We start from the raw sequence: 812 nt of genomic DNA, 5'->3' as shown, positions 1-812 counted from the left end.
GTTCGCCAGTGCGACGGCTGCCACTTTCGCAGGCTTTGTCGCAAGGATCCGGCCCAGCCAGTCACTTTGTTCCCCAGCCTTGCGCCTGGCAGAGATAACGCCCATTGCGCCAAGATAGAGAAGACGTCTCAGGTATCGATTGCCCATCTTCGAGATGGAACCCACACGATGTTTGCCGCCGCTCGAATGCGGTTTCGGCGTAAGTCCCAACCAGGCCGACAGATCCCGTGATGTCCGGAAGGCACTGGTATCAGAGATATGCGCCACGATTGCGCTGGCTGTGATCGGCCCGATCCCGGGCATCGTCTGGAGCAGACGTGCCCGCTCATCCGTCTCGGCGGCGTCCCGGATCTGGCCGGTGATCTCTTCAATGCGCACTTTGGTGTCCATAAACTGGCGAGCCAGCAAATCGAGAGAGGTGACCACGGGCTCAGGCAGAGCGGTGCCTGCAGCCTCACCGAGCAGCTTTTCGATGTGATGAACGCCCTTGGCCACCACGATGCCGAACTCACCAAGGTGAGCCCGTATGGCATTGGCCAGCTGGGTCTGCTGCCGCACCAGAAAATCCCGGACCCGGTGCTGCATCAGAACCGCCTGCTGCTCGGGCGTCTTCACGGGCACAAAGCGCATGGAGGGCTGGATCACGGCCGTGCAGATGGCTTCGGCATCGGCACTGTCGGTTTTGCCCCGCCTGACGAAGGGTTTCACATAAGAAGGCGGGATCAGCCGCACTTCATGGCCCAGCCTCATTAGACCCGATGATCGCTGTGTGAACTGACTGGGTCGGCGGCCTCTCCCACTGCATTCTGCAT

The 812-nt window shown here is 60.8% G+C and carries 1 protein-coding gene; it reads right to left on the bottom strand.

Annotated elements, in window-relative coordinates; translation table 11 throughout:
- Positions 1 to 812: IS110 family RNA-guided transposase (locus EP867_RS19420; RefSeq protein ID WP_194085573.1), on the bottom strand; the 812-nt coding region annotated here is incomplete at both ends.

Origin of the sequence: Falsigemmobacter intermedius, assembly GCF_004054105.1 — a bacterium.
In the GTDB taxonomy this organism is placed as follows: Bacteria; Pseudomonadota; Alphaproteobacteria; order Rhodobacterales; family Rhodobacteraceae; genus Wagnerdoeblera; species Wagnerdoeblera intermedia.
The sequence above is the reverse complement of the archived record's forward strand: the minus strand, read 5'-3'. Positions and strand labels throughout refer to the sequence as shown.